Origin of the sequence: Halorubrum sp. Atlit-8R (assembly GCF_003666025.1) — an archaeon.
Lineage (GTDB): Archaea > Halobacteriota > Halobacteria > Halobacteriales > Haloferacaceae > Halorubrum > Halorubrum salinarum.
Map to the genome: position 1 here is coordinate 146,708 of NZ_QPLV01000001.1, position 14,842 is coordinate 161,549.

Sequence of the window (14,842 nt, forward strand, 5' to 3'; positions counted from 1 at the left end):
CCCCGGCCGCTCACAGCGACCGGTCGGCCATCGCGGTCCCCGCGGTGACGCCGGCGTCCTCGTCGACGAAGCCCGACCGGACGCACCACCGGCAGTACCGATACCCCGCCCGGTTCTCGGCGCCGCAGTGCCGACAGACGACCGTCTCGCCGTCGGCGTCCAGCGGCGGCGGGTCGTCCCCGTCGGGCTCCCCCGCCCCGCTCGCCGAGCCGGCGTCCCCGTCGCCGTCGAGCGCGAGCCTCGGTCCGATCTCGGGCCCCTCGCCGTCGCCGTCCGACGACCGGGCCGCGGCCGAACCGAGCAGCTCCGCCGGGTCGCGGTTCCGCCGGACGAGCAGCCACGTCACCGCGAGGTTGAGCGCCGCCACGCCGACGAATATCGCGGCGAGCGGCAGGAGCTGGTCTCCCGTCATACGTGGAGTGTTACCATCCCATGCGCTTGTGTCTGACGGTGATTCCGACCGTTCGCGACCGCGATCCGGGCTCTGGGCCAGCCGACGGCGCCGCTCCAGAGTACTCTTGAGGCCGCCGGTCGAAGGCGCACCCGCATGAAAGAGACGATCCACACGGACGACGCCCCGGCGGCGGTGGGCGCGTACAGCCAGGCGACGACCGACGGCGACCTCGTGTTCACGGCCGGGCAGATCCCGCTGACGCCCGACGGCGACCTGCTCGACGACGCCCCGATCGCGGTCCAGACGGAGCAGGCGCTCGACAACCTCCTCGCGGTGCTCGAGGAGGCCGGCGCCGGTCCCGAGGACGTGCTCAAGACGACGGTGTTCATGGCCGACATCGGCGACTTCGACGAGATGAACGAGACGTACGCCGACTACTTCGACGCGTCGCCGCCGGCCCGCTCCGCGGTCGAGGCCGGCGCGCTCCCGAAGGGCGCGGGCGTCGAGATCGAGGCCGTCGCCGTCGTCGAGTAGATGGCCGACGGCGAGGGCGGGTCCGGACCGGGGCGCGAGCCGGACGCCGCGACCGACGGGTCCGTCCCCGCGCCCGGTGCGCCGGCGACCCCGCGTGCCCGAGCGCGCTCCGCGGCGCTGTGGGGGATCGTCGGCGGGTTCGCCTTCCTCGTGCTCGCGCAGGGGTACCGGCTCCTCGGTCCCGGATCGCTGCCGCTCGGTCTCGGCGGGCTGGCGCTCGTCGCGCTCGCGGTCGCGGTCGCGTCGGCCGGTATTACGTATCTCGCCGAGGTCCGGGTGCGCGCGAAAAGAAGGACTTAACAGTCGCACCGGATTATCTCCGCGTGAGCCAGGATGGCCGAGTGGTAAGGCGCACGCCTGGAAAGCGTGTTCCCATCCGGGATCGGGGGTTCAAATCCCTCTCCTGGCGTTTCGTCGACGCCGACTACGAGCGAGGAGCGACAGCGACGAGCGAGTCCGGCGTCGACGAACCCAAACAATGGGATTTGAACCAGGGAGTGAAGCGAACGGAGTGAGCGGAACGACTGAGGTTCAAATCCCTCTCCTGGCGCTTCGCTGTCGCAATAACGAGCGAGGAGCGGTAGCGACGAGCGAGTCCGGCGTCGACGAACCCGTCTAATTGCCTATTTATGAGCAACCGAGTGACGCCGCTGGCGATTACTTATAAATAGTTGACGACGCATCGGCGGCGAACACCGCCAAAGCCCCAGTCACGAGGCGGGCGCACGCTCGCTGCGGTCCTCGGTCGCTCACTCCGTTCGCTTCCTGTGGTCCTTGCGTCGCCTGCGCCCGCCTCGCGGCTGCCCCTTTGCGTCCCGCCCCGCACAGCACCGCAACCGCACCTCACGCCTCCCCAGCCTCATCGGCCGGCCTCCGCTTCGCTCCGGCCGCCCGACTCCCTCGCGCGTACTGTCTCGCGGCCGCCAGGGGCGGCCGCTCGCAGGCACGCGCCACCGCCTCGTTCATTCAAATGTAAGATCGCTGCTATCGGCACCTCCGCTTCGACTGCGTCTGCCGCCGCCTCGCTCGCGGACACGTCCGCACACCGACACAAGATTCATATGTGTGGGAATAGTTGACACGGGTGACGATGCCAGACACGAAATCGGGCCGCGAGCGGAAAGGGAGGAACAAGCGCCGCCAACTCGAGAACCACCTCGCACGGCGCGAACTCGACGCGGACGACGAACCGCCGGAGCCGTATGCCGAGGTAACTGACGCGGAGTTCCTCGCCGAGTCCGACGACGCGGCCCGGTGAGCGGCCGTCCTCGGGTCCCTTCTCGCCGTTCGTTCGCCGCCGTGCCTGCCGGGAATCTCGCGTCGCGAAAGCTTTAGACCGAGGAGCGGCCTATCTCGGCGCAATGAGTCGCGGCCCCGAGCTGATCATCACGGAGAAAGACAACGCGGCGCGGCGCATCGCCGACATCCTGAGCGGCGAGTCCGCGACCGCGGAGCGGATGAACGACGTCAACGTCTACGAGTGGGGCGGCAAGCGGTGTATCGGGCTCTCCGGCCACGTCGTCGGCGTCGACTTCCCGGCCGAGTACAACGACTGGCGCGACGTGGAGCCGGTCGAGCTGATCGACGCGCCCGTCACGAAGACGCCGACGCAGGAGGGGATCGTCGCCGCGCTGCGCCGGCTCGCCCGCAACGCCTCCCGGGTCGTCATCGCGACCGACTACGACCGCGAGGGCGAACTGATCGGCAAGGAGGCGTACGAGCTGGTCCGCGAGGTGAACGAGGACGTGCCCGTCGACCGCGTGCGCTTCTCGTCGATCACGGAAAACGAGGTGAAAAAGGCGTTCGCGAACCCCGACGACCTCGACTTCGAGCTGGCGGCCGCCGGCGAGGCCCGTCAGACCATCGACCTGACGTGGGGCGCGGCCCTGACCCGCTTCCTCTCGCTGTCCGCCCGACAGATGGGCGACGACTTCATCTCGGTCGGCCGGGTCCAGGGCCCGACGCTCAAGCTCATCGTCGACCGCGAGCGCGAGATCCAGGCGTTCGACCCCGAGTCCTACTGGGAGCTGACGGGCGAGCTGGCGAAGGCCGGCGGCGACCCGTTCGAGGCGCGCTACTTCTACCTGAACGACGAGGGCAACGAGCGCGAGCGCGTCTGGGACGAGGCGGTCGCCGACACGCTCACCGAGGCGCTCGCCGCGGCGGAGGCGGCGACCGTCGACGACGTCGACCGCCGCACGCAGACCGACGACCCGCCGACGCCGTTCAACACCACCGCGTTCATCCGCGCGGCGGGGTCGCTCGGCTACTCCGCGCAGCGCGCCATGTCGATCGCGGAGGACCTCTACACCGCCGGCTACGTCACCTACCCCCGGACCGACAACACGGTGTACCCGGACGACTTGGAGCCCGAGGAGCTGATCGAGGACCTCTCGGCCGCCTCGACGTTCGGCGCCGACGCCGCGAGCCTGCTCGACGGCGACGGCGACATCGAGCCGACCGAGGGCGACGAGGAGACGACGGACCACCCGCCGATCCACCCGACCGGCGAGCTCCCCTCCGCGTCGGACCTCTCCGACGACGAGTGGGAGGTGTACGAGCTGATCGTCCGCCGGTTCCTCGCCACCTGCGCCGACCCGGCCACCTGGGAGCGGCTGCGCGTGGTCGCCCTGGCGAACGGCGAGGCGACGCCGATCGCCGCGGGCGCGGACGGGCTCGCAGCGCTCCGCGACCCCGAGGACGCGGCCGGGCCGGCCGACCTCGTCGCCGACGGCGGGCTGCGGCTGAAGGCCAACGGGAAGCGGCTGCTTGAGGCCGGCTACCACGACGTGTACCCGTACCGCTCCAGCGACGAGCGGATCGTGCCGGACGTCGAGGTCGGCGAGACGCTGTCGCTGTCGGACCGGGCCACCGAGGCCAAGGAGACCCAACCCCCGCGGCGCTACGGGCAGTCGCGGCTCATCGAGGAGATGGAGAAGCGGCAGCTCGGGACGAAAGCGACCCGCCACCGGACGATCGAGAAGCTGTACGACCGCAACTACGTCGAGAGCGACCCGCCGCGACCGACCCGGCTCGCCGAGGCGGTCGTCGAGGCCGCCGAGGAGTTCGCCGACCGGATCGTGAGCGAGGAGATGACCGCCCAGCTCGAACGCGACATGGCGGCCATCGCCGCGGGCGAGAAGGACTACGACGAGGTGACGGCGGACTCCCGCGAGCTGCTCTCGCGCGTGTTCGACGACCTCACGGCGTCGCGCGAGGCGGTCGGCGACCACCTCCAGACGTCGCTGAAGGCCGACAAGACGCTCGGGCCCTGTCCGGAGTGCGGCTCGGACCTGCTCGTCCGGAAGTCGCGGCAGGGGTCGTACTTCGTCGGCTGCGACGGCTACCCCGACTGCGAGTACACCCTCCCGCTCCCCTCGACCGGGAAGCCGCTCCTCCTCGACGAGACCTGCGAGGACCACGACCTCCGCCACGTGAAGATGCTCGCCGGGCGGAAGACGTTCGTCCACGGCTGCCCGCAGTGTAAGGCGGACGAGGCCGACGAGCAGGAGGACGAGGTGATCGGGGCGTGTCCCGACTGCGGCGAGGAACACGGCGGCGAGCTCGCGATCAAGCGGCTCCGCTCCGGCTCGCGGCTCGTCGGCTGTACGCGCTACCCCGACTGCGACTACTCGCTGCCGCTCCCGCGGCGCGGCGAGATCGAGGTCACCGACGAGACCTGCGAGGAACACGACCTCCCGCACCTCCGCGTCCACTCCGGCGACGACCCCTGGGAGCTCGGCTGCCCGATCTGTAACTACCGCGAGTTCACGGCCCGCCAGGAGGGCTCGGAGCTGCAGACCGTCGAGGGGATCGGCGAGAAGACCGCCGAGAAGCTCAAGGACGCCGGCGTCGGCGGCGTCGACGACCTCAAGTCCGCTGACCCGGACGACCTCGCGGCCGACGTCGACGGCGTCGGCGCCGACACCGTCCGCGACTGGCAGGCGAAGGCGGACTGACCCCCTCGGGCCGAGCGCCGTCGCGCGGTCGCCGCGACTCATAAATCCATAAACACATATGCGCGGAGTGTTTCGATCACCGACAGATGGGAGACGGGAACGGGGATCCGCCGGCCGACGGCCCGTCGTCGAGCGGCGACGCCGCCGCGACCGGGATCCTCCGGGCGTTCGTCGGGGCGGTCCCGACGCCGACGCTCGTCTGTGACCCCGAGACCCTCGCGATCCGCGCCGCGAACGCCCCCGCGGTCGACCTGCTCGGCCACGACCGCGGCACGCTGACGCTGATGGGCCTCCCCGACCTGGGCGAGACGGAGGTCACCGTCTCGGGGGAGCCCGTCGACGCCGTCGCCGCGGCGGCCGTCGACCCCCCCGCGTCCGACGGCTCGGACGACCGGGTCGAGCGGTTCGAGTGGGACCTCCGGCTGGGCGACCCCGGGCTGCGGGTCGACGCGGCGCTCCACGCGGCGACCATCGCCGGCGACGAGTGGCTCGTCGTCGGGCTCTCGGACGCCACCGACCGGGTCGCCGCGGAGAGCGAGCGCGACGGCGAGCGCCGGCTCGTCGACGCGCTCGCCGAGACCGTCCCGCTCGCGCTGTTCCGCTGTACCGAGGAGGGGACGCTCTCGCGGTGGAACGACCGACTGGCGGCCGATTCCGGCTACGACCCCGAGTCGCTCTCGGGGCGGGCGCTCACCTCGCTGTTCGACGAGGAGACGCGCGGCCGCGTGAGCGAGTCGCTCTCGCGGGTGTACCGGGCGGGCGAGACCGTCTCCTGTGAGGTGCGGCTGCTCACTCGCTCCGGCGAGCGCGTCCCCTACCGCCTCTCCGTCGGTCCCGTCACCGACGGCGACCGGGTCGTCGGCGCCGTCGGCGTCGGCGAGGACCTCACGGAGGCGTCGCTCCGCGAGGAGCGGCTCGCGGTGCTGACCCGCGTGCTGCGACACAATTTCCGGAACGACCTCAACGTCGTTACCGGCTTCACCGGCCGGGCGATCGAGGCCGTCGACGACCCCGAGCTCACGGGGCAGCTCGAACGGGTCGTCGACACCGCCGAGCGGCTGCTGCGCCTCGGCGAGACCTCGCGCAAGGTGGAGCGGCTGCTCTCCCAGCGCCCCTCGCCGCGGCCGGTCGCGCTCGCGCCCGCGGTCGACGCGGCGCTCGAGTCGCTCCCGCCGGAGATCCGCGAGCGCGCCGCCGTCGACGTGGACGTTCCCGAGGGGATCGTCGTCTCCGCGGTCGCGTTCCTCCCCGAGGCGATCACCGAGCTGGTCGACAACGCGGTCCGCCACAACGACGCCGCCGACCCGCGGGTGCGGATCTCGGCGGCGGAGCTGCCGAGCGAGTCGTGGGTCTCGCTCGTCGTCGCGGACGACGGCCCGGGGATCCCGCCGGCGGAGCGCGCCGTGCTCACCGGCGAGGAGACGCCGCTCGACCACGCGAGTGGGCTCGGGCTCTGGTACGTGAACTGGATCGTCACCGCGGGCGGCGGGAGCCTCGACATCGTCGAGAGCAAGGCCGGCGGCAGCCGGATCGAGCTGTCGCTGCGCGTCGCGGACGAGCCGCGCTCCGGGGACGCGGACGTGTTCGACCCCGACGCCTTCGAGGACGGTCCGTAGGCCTCGGGCGGCTCCCGCTCACTCGACCAGCCGCAGCTCGTCGCCGACCGCCACCGACTCGGCCGCGCCCGCCGGCAGTTCGACGACGGTGTCGGCGCGGCCGCGGCCCAGCCCGACGAACGGCGCGAGCCGCTTCGTCGCCGTCACCTCGCCGTCGGCGAGCCACACCGCGTCGATCGCGAACGGGACGAACAGCATGTGGAGCCACTGCGTGTCGGCCTCGTCGAAGGGGAAGACCAGGCCGTAGTCGTCCGGGATCGAACGCCGGAACATCAGGCCCCGGACCTGTTCGAGCGTCGAGCGCGCGACGTCGACGTCGCTCGCGAGGACGGTCTCTCCCCCCGACTCGGGACGGTGAACGAGTCGCACGGCCGCCACCTCGCCGCGGGCGGATAAATAGCCTCTCGTTGCGGGGTCGGGCTCCGCCGGCTCCGTCGCAGGCTGATCGCGTCGGCCTCAGCTCGCGCCGCCGTACGTCTCTTCGAGGTACTCGACGATGTCGTCGCTCTCGGGCATCCCCTCGATCCCGTGGTCTTCGTCGACGAGGACCGGGACGCCGGTCTGTCCGGAGACCTCCTCGACCTCCGTCCGGTCGCTGTGCGACCGCGGCACCATCACCGACTCGTACTCCAAGTCGAGCTCCGACAGCTTCGTCTTCACCTTCGCGCAGTACGGACAGCCCTCAAGCTCGTAGAGCGTTAGGTTTGCCATCGCCCGACCGTAGGGCCCGGGGCCGTAAAGAGGTGCGGCCGCGGATGCGTCCGCCGCGCACGCCCGGCCCCGTCGCGGACTCGGATCTGGGGGACGCTACGGCGCGGCGGGAAAAACGGGGGGAAATCGGAGCGCGCGAAGGGGTAGTCGTCGAGCGATCGCGGTCGGGGCGGGCGTCGAGGTCCGAAGGACCTCGGCTACGTCGGCGTCGTCAGGCGGCGCCTGACGGGCTGTGGGAATTCGTCTCCGACCGGCGTCACATCGCGCCGCCCATGCCGCCCATGCCGCCCATGCCGCCGCCGGGGGCGCCGCCCTCGTCGTCGCCGCCCGACGTCGAGAGGTCGCCCGCCGAGATGATGTCGTCGATTTTCAGGACCAGGTTCGCCGCCTCGGCCGCGGAGGCGATCGCCTGCTCCTTCGCGTGGGCGGTCTCGACGACGCCCGCGTCGGCCGTGTTGACGACCTCGCCGGCGAACACGTCGAGCCCGGCGTTCTGGTCGCCCGCCTCGTGGGCCGCGCGCAGGTCGACCAGCAGGTCGATCGCGTCGAGGCCCGCGTTCTCGGCGAGCACGCGGGGGATCAGTTCGAGGGAGTCAGCGAACGCCTCGACGGCGAGCTGCTCGCGCCCCTCGACGGAGTCGGCGTAGTCGCGCAGGCGGCGCGCGATCTCGACCTCGACCGCGCCGCCGCCGGGCAGGGTTCGCCCGTCGGAGACGGTCGTCGAGACGACGTCGAGCGCGTCCTGGATGCCGCGTTCGAGCTCGTCGACGACGTGGTCGGTGGTGCCGTACAGGAGGAGCGTGACGCCGTGGGCGTCCTCGCCCTCGACGTAGAACAGCTCCTCGTCGTCGTCGCGCTCGACGGAGCCGACCGCGAGGTCGTCGGCGGTAAGCGAGTCGAGGTCGGTGACGATCGGCGCGCCGAGGACGTTCTTCAGGAACGTCAGGTCGGACTTCTTCGTGCGGCGGACCGCCAGCACGCCCTCCTTCGCGAGGTAGTGCTGCGCGAGGTCGTCGATGCCCTTCTGACAGAAGACCACGTCGGCGCCGGAGTCGACGATCTGGTCGACCTTCTCGCGGAGCTGCTGTTCCTCTTGGTCGAGGAACTTCTGGAGCTGGTCGGGGGAGTCGACGTTGACCGAGGTGTCGACGTCCGCCTCCTCGACCTCGATCGGGTCGTTGAGGAGGAGGATGTCGGCCGCGTCGAAGTCGGTCGGCATGTCCTCGTGGACGGGGTCCTTGTCGATCGCCGCGCCGGTGAGCAGGCGGGACTCGCCCGCCGCACGACCGGTGCGCGTCTCGATGTTGAGGTTGGCCAGGTCGACCACGTGGGAGCCGTCGTCGGCCTCGACGGTGACGCCCTGTACCGCGCGGACGACGAGGTCGGCGAGCACGTCCTTGTCGAGCTCGGCGCCCTTGCCCGTCATCGAGGTCTCGGCGACGTTACGCAGGGTCTCCGTGTCCTCGGGGTCGACGGCGGTCGCGACCTCGTCGACCTGCTCGCGGGCGTACTCGCTCGCGAGGTTGAAGCCCTTGATCACCGCTGTCGGGTGGATGTCCTGCTCGAGGAGGTCCTGCGCGTTCTTCAGCAGCTCGCCCGCGATGGCGACCGCGCTGGTCGTCCCGTCGCCGGCCTCGTCCTCCTGGGTCTCGGCGACCTCGACGACCATCTCGGCGGTCGGGTTGTCGATGTCCATCTCCTGGAGGATGGTGACGCCGTCGTTCGTGATGGTGACGTCCCCCATCGAGTTGACGAGCATCTTGTCCATCCCCTTCGGTCCGAGCGTCGAGCGGACCGACTCGGCGACGCCGCGCGCCGCGGAGATGTTGTACTCCTGAGCGTCCTTGTCCTGGACGCGCTGGGCGTCCTCGCCCATGATGATCATCGGCTGGCCCTGCTGCATTCGCTGACTCATACAGCGTTTGATTGATTGTGATTCTATATAAATGTCTCGTTGAGGGGCCGCCGCGCGCGGGTCGTCCGTGACGAATCGACTCGCTCGAAAACACCGGACTCCGCCGCCTTGGACCGAAATTCATGCGGGGAGTTAGCATTGCCCTCTGTCGACGCGAGAACGCCGATTCGGCGGCATTTATATACTCGCGTTCCGGGGGACCGTCACCCCGGTATCCCGCCGGCCAGGAGCGCGGCGTCGACGAGCAGCAGGACGGCCAGCCCCGCGCTCGCGAGCAGGTAGGGGCGGGCGACGGAGGCCAGCCGGGCGGACCCGGGGACGCCCCCCACCCCGGCGAGGGCGTCGACCGGGAACCCCTCGGCCATGTACCGGCCCCACCCGAGGTCGGGGTCGACCTCGCGGCGCATCCGGAGGACGCCCAGCTCGACGAGCCCGTTCATCGCGCCCCACAGCGACAGCATCGCGAGGACGGCCCACCCCCGGCCGGTCGTCGCGAGGGTCCCGAGCGGCGTGTACAGCCGCCAGATCATGTAGGCGCCGGTGACCGGGAGGACGACGCCGGTCCAGCGCGTGACCATGAGGAGCCGGTGGGCGGCGTCGACGAACGCGGCGCGGCCGAGCGTCCCGTCGGTCGCCCGCGGCAGGGTCGCGTAGACGACGTACAGCGTCGCGCCGGTCCACAGGGCGCCGGAGAGCACGTGGAAGACGAAGGCGGTCGTGAGCAACACGCGATCGACTGGGAGCGAGAGCGGCAAAAAGGCCGTCCCGGACAGGATCGGTTCGCTCGCCGCGGTCCGGCCTCGCGCCGTGCCGACCGGGCTCGCCTCTCGTCGACCGAATCCATCTCTCGTCGACCGAATCCATCCCTCGTCGGCCGGATTCCCTTCGTCGGCCGAATTCACCCCTCGTCCACGGGCACCGCCTCCAGCGCCGCCTCGACGACCCGGACCGCGCTCGCGCCGTCGCGCCGGGAGACGACGAAGACGAGCGCGTCGCCGGCCACGCCCGCGGCCGCCACCTCCACGTCCGCGGCGCCGAGCCGCCCCAGCGCGTCCGCCAGCGACGCGGCGTCGACGTCGCCGGTCGCCAGGATCGCGGTGCGGTCGCCGCCCTCGACGACCGCCGCGTCGCCCACGCGGAGGAGGGGGTCGGCGTCCGCCCCGTCGCGTCCCGCCTCGTCGTCCGTCTCGGTGGGGTCGTCGGCGATGCCCACTCCGCTCCGCATGGAAACGCTCGCGGTCCGGGCCTCGGTCTCGTAGGCCGGCAGGTCCTCCCGGAAGCGGCGGAGCGCGGCCGCGATCGCGTCGGGGTCGCCGTCGAGGTCGGCGCGCGCCGCGAGCCACGACGCCGCGGCGCTGTGGTTCACCAGTCCGGCGCGGAGCGCGTCGCGGACGAACGGGCGCGCCCTGACCGCCTCCCGCGTCTCGGCTGCCAGCGACATGCGCGGGGCTGCGCGGCGGGCGGGCAAGATCGTTTCGGTCGGCGGGAGCGCCCCGGCGACCGACCGTCGTTCCCGTCGTTCCGCAGCCTCCGAAGTCCCTAAGAGCGGCGCGGCCCCAGCACGGGTATGCAGTCGCTCGTCATCGTCGCGCACGGCTCCCACCTCAACCCCGAGTCGAGCGCGCCGACGTACGACCACGCCGACACGATCCGCGCCACCGGTGCCTTCGACGAGGTCCGCACCGGCTTCTGGAAGGAGGAACCGCACTTCCGAGAGGTGCTCCGGACCGTCGAGGGCGACGAGATATACGTCGTCCCGCTGTTCGTCTCGGAGGGCTACTTCACCGAGCAGGTGATCCCGCGCGAGCTCCGGCTCGACGGCTGGGACGTCTCCGAGTGGGGCTCCGACGGCCTCTCCGCGGACCAGGCGACGCTCGTCGCCGAGGACATCGGCCGCGAGGTCCACTACTGCGGGCCGGTGGGGACCCACCGCGCGATGACCGACGTGATCGTCCGGCGCGCCGAGTCCGTGACGGACGACCCCGACGTGGGCGAGGGGTTCGGCCTGGCGGTCGTCGGCCACGGCACCGAGCGCAACGAGAACTCCGCGAAGGCGATCGAGTACCACGCCGACCGGATCGCCGAGCGCGACCGCTTCGACGAGGTGAAGGCGCTGTACATGGACGAGGACCCGGAGGTCGACGACCTCCCCGAGCACTTCGAGAGCGACGACGTGGTCCTGGTCCCCCTCTTCATCGCCGACGGCTACCACACCCAGGAGGACATCCCGGAGGACGTTGGGCTCTGCGAGGACCACACCGAGGGGTACGACGTGCCCGAGACGGTCGACGGCACCCGGATCTGGTACGCCGGCGCGGTGGGGACGGAGCCGCTCATGGCCGACGTGGTCTTGGAGCGCGCGGCCGACGCGGGCGCCGACCTCGGGAGCGCGCTCGACGACGTGCGCGAGACGACCCGCGTCGCCACGGGGGACTGACCGTGGCCGACTCCACCTCCGCGACCGACGGCGGCGAGGCGGGCGGCGACGACCCCGAGGTCCCCGAGATCGACCTCCCGAGCGACGCGTTCGACGCGGTCCTCGACGCGCTCGACGAGCTGGACCCCGGCGAGCCCCTGCGGTTCGAGGGGTTCAGCGTCGCGCGCGGCACCGAGGGGGCCGACGAGGAGCTGCCCGGCGGCTCGCCCGACGAGTACGTCCTCGCCGACGGGAGCCGGCCGACGGGGATGAGCGAGCGCGAGCTCCACGAGGCGCTCGCCGAGCGCGCGCCCGCCGTCACCGACTGGTACGTCTTCGAGCGCGTCGTCGGCGAGTTCGGCCCCCGACGCGCCTTCCTCCGCTGGATCGAGGACGCCGACGGCGAGACCGTGGCGCCCCGGTACGCGGCGCTCGCGGCCGGGATCGAGCGCGCCTGGGGCGAGCTGAAGATTACGGCGACGCTCACCGACCGCGGCGAGCGCCGCTACGACGTGCGCCACGCCGACGACGCGGGCGTCCCGGTCGACGACCTCGACGCCTACGACGACCCGCTCGACGCGCGCGACCTGGTCACCTTCGACGAGAAGGGGCGGTACCGCCCCCTCAAGACGGCGCCGTCGCTCGCGGGCGGCTGGGTCTTCCCCGACCTCGGCCCCCGCGAGCTCTACGAGACGGTCGAGACGATATACCCCGCGACGGTCGCCAACTGGCACCGCGAGCGCGAGGGCGAGCTCGACGTGAACCACTGGCGCGAGACGATGGAGCGCCAGTCGGGCATCTACGGCGTCGTGAAGACGTGGGACCGCGGCGAGGGATATGAGCACGTCAACTGGGTCGCGGAGGCCTGTTGCGACGACTCGCAGTGTCTGAAGCGCCGGGAGTGGGAGTACGACGACGAGACGGACCTCGACGTCGACGGCGGCGACGGCGCCTTCCCCTGCCGCGAGCCCTGCTCCGTGGTGGTGTCGGCCGCGCGGAAGTGGACGCGGCTGGAGAGCGAGCAGCCGCGGACCTACGAGTTCGAGCTGACCCCGAGCGAGAAGGAGCAGGTCGAGGCGGTTATCGACGCCGTCGCGGACGGCCGGATCGACGAGATCCGCGAGGCGGACACGAAGGAGGGCGCGAACCGCTACCGGACGCGGTTCCTCCGGGCGAAGCTGTTCGACGACGAGGGGAACCTCGGCGGCGTGCCGACCGACCCGGACGAGGAGTGAGCCCCGCGGACGAGCGACCCGCCGCGGACGAGCGACCCGCCGCGGGGACCGTCACCCGCCGACGGCCCGGAAACATCGCCGCGCCCCGCAGGCTTTTCTCACCGCCCCCGGTACGGTGGGGTGATGAACGCCGTCACGCTGGGCCCCGCCGGCACGTACTCGCACCGCGCCGCGCGCTCCGTCGCCGCCGAGGTGTCGTTCCGCGAATCGGTCACCGCCATCGTCGACGCCGTCGCCAACGGCGAGTTCGAGCGCGGCGTCGTCCCCATCGAGAACAGCATCGAGGGCTCGGTCACGGAGAGCCTCGACGCGCTCGCGGAGTACGACGTGTCGGTCACCCGCGAGGTCGTCACGCCGATCCGGCACGCCCTCCTCGCGCAGGACGACTCCTTCGAGGTCGTCGCGAGCCACTCGCAGGCGCTCGCGCAGTGCCGCAACTGGCTGGAGGCCGAGTACCCGGACGCCGGCCTCGAGGCGGTCGCCTCCACCGCCCGCGGGGTCGAGCGCGCCCGCGAGGACGCCCGCGTCGCCGGGATCGGCCACCCGGACAACGCCGGCGACGACCTCTCCATCCTCGCCGCGGACATCCAGGACCGCACCTCCAACGCGACCCGGTTCCTCGTCGTCGCGCCCGACTCCGCGCGCTCCGACGCCGGCGGGAAGACAACGCTGATCGTCTACCCGAACGCGAACTACCCGGGGCTCCTCCTCGAACTGCTGGAGGCGTTCGCGGACCGCAACCTCAACCTCTCCCGGATCGAGTCGCGCCCGAGCGGCGAGCGCCTCGGCGACTACCTGTTCCACTTCGACGTGGACGCGGGCCTCTACGAGGACCACATGGCGAAGGCGGTCGGCGACGTCGAGGCCATCGCCGACAAGGGCTGGGTCAAGGTGCTCGGCTCGTACGACACCGAACACGTGCTGGACTGAGCCCCGGCGCCCGCTCGCGGCCCCGGGCGACGCCGTTCCCGAGCGACGCCGCCCCCGAGCGACGACGCCCCCGAGCGACGACGCCCCCGAGCGACGACGCCCCCGAGCGACGACGCCCCCGGTTCGGTCGCCACCCCTACCGGCAATACTGGCGAAGATTTGGGTCGCTTTCGTGCCGGATGCGGGTTACTTTCTCCAAATTGTTGAATACATACTGAAACGTTCTCCCGGCCGGGTGTCCCCCATGAACGCGAACAGACGGACGGTACTGAAGGGCCTCGGCGCGGGAACGGCGACGCTGGTCGGCGGCGTCGGAGCGGCCGCCGCCAAGCCGCCGAGCCAAGGGGAAACGATCGTCGACGTGGCCGTCGCGGCCGACGGGTTCGACGTGCTCGTCGCCGCGGTCCAGGAGGCCGGGCTCGTCGACACGCTGAGCGGGAACAGACAGCTCACGGTGTTCGCCCCGACGGACGAGGCCTTCGAAGACGCCGGGATCACCGTCGACAACGTCGGCGACGTCGACGGGCTCGGCGACGTGCTCACCTACCACGTCGTGCCGGGCCGCCGAAAGGCGAACTCGATCGTCAACGCCGACAGCGTCCCGACGCTCAACGGCGCGAAGGTCGACGTCGACGGCACCGACCTCAACGGCGACCAGGCCGACATCGTCGACACGGACATCGAGGCCTCGAACGGCATCATCCACGCCATCGACGGCGTGTTACAGCTGTAGCGGCTCCGAGCCGCCAGATGGTCCCCGCCGACGCTCCCGTCCTCCGCCCTCGCGGTGCTGGTATCCACGAGTTTATAGGTCGCTCCGCCGATCGGTACTGTCGATGGAGCCGGTCCTCTGGCAGGTGCTGGCCGGAACGCGGGGGGGTCCCAACCGGGCCCGCCTGCTCCGCGCGCTCGACGAGCGCCCGCGGAACGCAAACCAGCTCGCAGAGGACCTCGACCTGGCGTACAAGACCGTGCGACACCACCTCGACGTGCTCGAAGAGAACGACGTGGTCGAGAGCACGGAACAGACCTACGGCGCGGTGTACCTACCGACCGAGCGCACCCGAAACAACTGGGAGACCGTCGAATCCATCATCGACCAACTGGAGTGAGCATGACCCGAACCTGGAAC

16 protein-coding genes and 1 tRNA gene are annotated in these 14,842 nt (G+C 71.5%); 11 read left to right on the plus strand and 6 right to left on the minus strand.

Going from position 1 to position 14,842, the window contains the following annotated elements; all coding sequences use genetic code 11:
• Positions 1-10: 10 nt before the first annotated feature.
• On the minus strand, positions 11-412 hold the full coding sequence (locus tag DVK05_RS00650; protein ID WP_121561531.1) for a zinc ribbon domain-containing protein: 402 nt from the start codon (positions 410-412) through the stop codon (positions 11-13).
• A 135-nt stretch (positions 413-547) separates the two neighbouring features.
• On the opposite strand from DVK05_RS00650, the gene DVK05_RS00655 reads away from it, so the two are divergent.
• The 6 genes from DVK05_RS00655 (at position 548) to DVK05_RS00675 (ending at position 6,503) form a co-directional block, all read left to right on the plus strand.
• On the plus strand, positions 548-928 hold the full coding sequence (locus DVK05_RS00655; protein WP_121561532.1) for a Rid family detoxifying hydrolase: 381 nt from the start codon (positions 548-550) through the stop codon (positions 926-928).
• On the plus strand, positions 929-1,228 hold the full coding sequence (locus tag DVK05_RS00660) for a hypothetical protein (RefSeq protein WP_121561533.1): 300 nt from the start codon (positions 929-931) through the stop codon (positions 1,226-1,228).
• A gap of 27 nt (positions 1,229-1,255) precedes the next feature.
• A tRNA-Ser gene (locus tag DVK05_RS00665) sits at positions 1,256-1,337 on the plus strand.
• A gap of 681 nt (positions 1,338-2,018) precedes the next feature.
• Positions 2,019-2,186 (plus strand): hypothetical protein, encoded by a 168-nt coding sequence (locus tag DVK05_RS17195; RefSeq protein ID WP_199712269.1) that lies wholly within the window; start codon positions 2,019-2,021, stop codon positions 2,184-2,186.
• Between the two features lie 103 nt (positions 2,187-2,289).
• The gene (locus DVK05_RS00670; RefSeq protein WP_121561534.1) at positions 2,290-4,887 is read left to right on the plus strand and encodes a DNA topoisomerase; all 2,598 of its coding nucleotides are present in this window, start codon (positions 2,290-2,292) and stop codon (positions 4,885-4,887) included.
• Positions 4,888-4,973: 86 nt separating this feature from the next.
• Positions 4,974-6,503, plus strand: a complete 1,530-nt coding sequence (locus DVK05_RS00675) for a PAS domain-containing sensor histidine kinase (RefSeq protein ID WP_121561535.1) — start codon at positions 4,974-4,976, stop codon at positions 6,501-6,503.
• Between the two features lie 18 nt (positions 6,504-6,521).
• On the opposite strand, the gene DVK05_RS00680 is transcribed toward DVK05_RS00675, so the two are convergent.
• From DVK05_RS00680 to DVK05_RS00700, 5 genes are all read right to left on the minus strand, one after another.
• Positions 6,522-6,881 carry a DUF192 domain-containing protein gene (locus DVK05_RS00680; protein WP_121561536.1) on the minus strand — a complete coding sequence of 120 codons (360 nt, stop codon included), beginning with the start codon at positions 6,879-6,881 and terminating at the stop codon, positions 6,522-6,524.
• 78 nt (positions 6,882-6,959) lie between these two features.
• Complete coding sequence (locus DVK05_RS00685; protein ID WP_121561537.1) at positions 6,960-7,214, minus strand: glutathione S-transferase N-terminal domain-containing protein; 255 nt, start codon at positions 7,212-7,214, stop codon at positions 6,960-6,962.
• Positions 7,215-7,470: 256 nt separating this feature from the next.
• The gene (gene thsB, locus DVK05_RS00690) at positions 7,471-9,117 is read right to left on the minus strand and encodes a thermosome subunit beta (RefSeq protein WP_121562427.1); all 1,647 of its coding nucleotides are present in this window, start codon (positions 9,115-9,117) and stop codon (positions 7,471-7,473) included.
• 215 nt (positions 9,118-9,332) lie between these two features.
• Positions 9,333-9,857 carry a copper resistance protein CopD gene (locus tag DVK05_RS00695; protein ID WP_121561538.1) on the minus strand — a complete coding sequence of 175 codons (525 nt, stop codon included), beginning with the start codon at positions 9,855-9,857 and terminating at the stop codon, positions 9,333-9,335.
• Between the two features lie 170 nt (positions 9,858-10,027).
• Positions 10,028-10,570 (minus strand): hypothetical protein, encoded by a 543-nt coding sequence (locus DVK05_RS00700; RefSeq protein WP_121561539.1) that lies wholly within the window; start codon positions 10,568-10,570, stop codon positions 10,028-10,030.
• 126 nt (positions 10,571-10,696) lie between these two features.
• Here DVK05_RS00700 and DVK05_RS00705 point away from each other — a divergent pair, with 126 nt between their 5' ends.
• The 5 genes from DVK05_RS00705 (at position 10,697) to DVK05_RS00725 (ending at position 14,822) form a co-directional block, all read left to right on the plus strand.
• The gene (locus tag DVK05_RS00705; RefSeq protein ID WP_121561540.1) at positions 10,697-11,566 is read left to right on the plus strand and encodes a CbiX/SirB N-terminal domain-containing protein; all 870 of its coding nucleotides are present in this window, start codon (positions 10,697-10,699) and stop codon (positions 11,564-11,566) included.
• Positions 11,567-11,568: 2 nt separating this feature from the next.
• Positions 11,569-12,780, plus strand: coding sequence for a DR2241 family protein (locus tag DVK05_RS00710; RefSeq protein WP_121561541.1), 1,212 nt, complete (start codon positions 11,569-11,571; stop codon positions 12,778-12,780).
• A gap of 123 nt (positions 12,781-12,903) precedes the next feature.
• Entirely contained in the window at positions 12,904-13,710 is an 807-nt protein-coding gene (gene pheA / locus DVK05_RS00715) for a prephenate dehydratase (protein ID WP_121561542.1), read from the plus strand.
• A gap of 244 nt (positions 13,711-13,954) precedes the next feature.
• Positions 13,955-14,443, plus strand: a complete 489-nt coding sequence (locus DVK05_RS00720) for a fasciclin domain-containing protein (RefSeq protein WP_121561543.1) — start codon at positions 13,955-13,957, stop codon at positions 14,441-14,443.
• 103 nt (positions 14,444-14,546) lie between these two features.
• Positions 14,547-14,822, plus strand: a complete 276-nt coding sequence (locus tag DVK05_RS00725) for a winged helix-turn-helix domain-containing protein (protein WP_121561544.1) — start codon at positions 14,547-14,549, stop codon at positions 14,820-14,822.
• Positions 14,823-14,842: the final 20 nt, after the last annotated feature.

What these genes read in the sequence shown, in the direction of transcription:
- DVK05_RS00650 (WP_121561531.1), bottom strand. Translation starts at nt 412, where the DNA reads ATGACGGGAGACCAGCTCCTGCCGCTCGCCGCGATATTCGTCGGCGTG.
- DVK05_RS00685 (WP_121561537.1), bottom strand. Translation starts at nt 7,214, where the DNA reads ATGGCAAACCTAACGCTCTACGAGCTTGAGGGCTGTCCGTACTGCGCG.
- DVK05_RS00700 (WP_121561539.1), bottom strand. Translation starts at nt 10,570, where the DNA reads ATGTCGCTGGCAGCCGAGACGCGGGAGGCGGTCAGGGCGCGCCCGTTC.
- DVK05_RS17195 (WP_199712269.1), top strand. Translation starts at nt 2,019, where the DNA reads ATGCCAGACACGAAATCGGGCCGCGAGCGGAAAGGGAGGAACAAGCGC.
- DVK05_RS00655 (WP_121561532.1), top strand. Translation starts at nt 548, where the DNA reads ATGAAAGAGACGATCCACACGGACGACGCCCCGGCGGCGGTGGGCGCG.
- pheA (WP_121561542.1), top strand. Translation starts at nt 12,904, where the DNA reads ATGAACGCCGTCACGCTGGGCCCCGCCGGCACGTACTCGCACCGCGCC.
- thsB (WP_121562427.1), bottom strand. Translation starts at nt 9,117, where the DNA reads ATGCAGCAGGGCCAGCCGATGATCATCATGGGCGAGGACGCCCAGCGC.
- DVK05_RS00725 (WP_121561544.1), top strand. Translation starts at nt 14,547, where the DNA reads ATGGAGCCGGTCCTCTGGCAGGTGCTGGCCGGAACGCGGGGGGGTCCC.
- DVK05_RS00705 (WP_121561540.1), top strand. Translation starts at nt 10,697, where the DNA reads ATGCAGTCGCTCGTCATCGTCGCGCACGGCTCCCACCTCAACCCCGAG.
- DVK05_RS00720 (WP_121561543.1), top strand. Translation starts at nt 13,955, where the DNA reads ATGAACGCGAACAGACGGACGGTACTGAAGGGCCTCGGCGCGGGAACG.
- DVK05_RS00670 (WP_121561534.1), top strand. Translation starts at nt 2,290, where the DNA reads ATGAGTCGCGGCCCCGAGCTGATCATCACGGAGAAAGACAACGCGGCG.
- DVK05_RS00675 (WP_121561535.1), top strand. Translation starts at nt 4,974, where the DNA reads ATGGGAGACGGGAACGGGGATCCGCCGGCCGACGGCCCGTCGTCGAGC.
- DVK05_RS00660 (WP_121561533.1), top strand. Translation starts at nt 929, where the DNA reads ATGGCCGACGGCGAGGGCGGGTCCGGACCGGGGCGCGAGCCGGACGCC.